The 1,934-nt window shown below is 34.9% G+C and carries 2 protein-coding genes; both read right to left on the bottom strand.

What is annotated here, in order from left to right; genetic code table 11:
- On the bottom strand, positions 1 to 1,034 hold a 1,034-nt coding region (locus BIZ37_RS30010; RefSeq protein ID WP_187464655.1), incomplete at its 3' end, for an acyltransferase.
- Between the two features lie 674 nt (positions 1,035 to 1,708).
- Positions 1,709 to 1,934 (bottom strand): hypothetical protein (locus BIZ37_RS30005; protein WP_222939900.1); only part of this gene is annotated, 226 nt, incomplete at its 5' end.

Below are 1,934 nucleotides of genomic sequence, written 5' to 3'. Positions count from 1 at the left end.
AAAAATGTGTTTTTCAACCTCATACATGGCTTTTCAATATAACGCCATGAAAGCATTGCACATAATGTAGTGAGGAAAGTAGATAAAAAGAAAAGTACCCATGCGGATGGGGCAAAATACATCACCAAAAGCTGCTGAATTGGGAAAGAATAGATATACAGCCCATAGGAGTAGTCACCTAGTTGATTATACTTAAGAATAGCCCCTTTCAGAAGGTAAGCAAAAGCAAGAGTTGTATAGCATAGGGTTGCTGGCCAAATTAGTTTGGCAATACTCATATCTTTCACGATTAAGTATCCCGCCACAACGATTGCAGTAGTTATCCAAGTCATTCTAATATTGTGGCGAAGTAAGTAAAAAGCCACACCAGTGTAGAACATAGTGATAAGCTTTAGGCTTACAGGTGATATGACTTCGATACCAAATATGTGTCGCGCCCCCCAACCTGCGTACGCAATAATACATGTAACTACAAGCAATTTTAAAATATGCTTTTTACTTAAAATAAACAACCCTAGGATACTGGAGTACATTAGTACTTCCCAAGGTAAACTCCATAATGAGCCATTAACTGCAACAGGGTATGGTAAATCTTGGAATACCCCAGGCAGAGAAAATTGAATTATGGTATCAAACAGAAATATGTTGTTGAATAAATAAAACTTAGTCTCTGGATGAGTAAGGTATTCTAACAAGCCCAGATTAGTGGACAAAGGACCAACGATAAGAATACAAAACAGTATTGAAGCCAATAATGCTGGAAATATTCTGAAAAAACGTGAAATTGTAAAGGTTTTAATACTATTTCGATCTATTAGACTTTTTGTAACTAAAATACCACTTAAAAGAAAGAATATATCGACAGCCATTTTAGATATGGCCGCTCCGAAAAAAACAGAAATGGGGTCTCCTTTATTTGCACTTCCCTCGGCTAAGCCAAAACTGTGAGAAAAAATGACGGCTAAAGCAGCTAATGTCCTGATTAATTTAAAGTTATTATCTTTAATTTGCAGATTAAATTCCAAGGTATTCACTAACTTCTCCGAGGTGATTTTTGCTTTTGCTGCGTTGTGTGAAGGCAAGTGTATGATATTTAATATGTGTTATCTTTAATCAAGGATTAAACTCCAGTAAACAAGCAATCCCAATAGTATAGTTAGTTCAGCTAACTTTTGGGTGATTTTCTCTTATAATTAGTGAAAAGTATTGATGTTTATATTTAAATGATACATTTATGATATTTTTACTTCATACAGAAAATATCAAAAGGTGTTTGATTTGTTAGTTTTACCATGTTTTTTGATATATTCTCGGACGTCTACCGAACTATTATATATTTCAAGTAGCTAGATTAAGAATAAACTGGGGGGAGGTTAGCAAGAAACATTTTTCGGGTAATGTGTATAGGTAATTTATGCGGTTCTAGCTTAGTTTAGTTCGTTTTACTTTCGCAGGTGTACTATCTGTCTTTTGCTTGATGTTACCTTGGTAGTTAGATGGTAGAATTTACTTGCTGAGTCCGACTCTTGTCTTTCATTGAGAATTGACACAACAATGGTACTTAGCCAAGGTCTGACTAAGTACCAATAATAGTGAGTTCTGTATCAAGGGCATCATACTGAATATAGCGCTCTATAATTCGTATTCAGTTGCGAACCGTTAAGATCTCGTTTTCATGTGCAACAGGTCTGAACAAAAATAATCCCAATTATTGCTTATTCAACTCAAGCTCCATTTTCAAAGCTTCAATTTCATTACGTAGTTCCTTGTTTTCTGCTTTTAGCTGATCTACAAGGTTGATTGGTTCGCTTTCTTTAACTGTTTTTGAAGAGGACAAAAATGTGTTTTTCAACCTCATACATGGCTTTTCAATATAACGCCATGAAAGCATTGCACATAATGTAGTGAGGAAAGTAGATAAAAAGAAAAGTACC

Source organism: Photobacterium sp. BZF1 (assembly GCF_014349205.1).
In the GTDB taxonomy this organism is placed as follows: domain Bacteria; phylum Pseudomonadota; class Gammaproteobacteria; order Enterobacterales; family Vibrionaceae; genus Photobacterium.
This window is presented reverse-complemented; position numbering and strand designations above follow the sequence as displayed.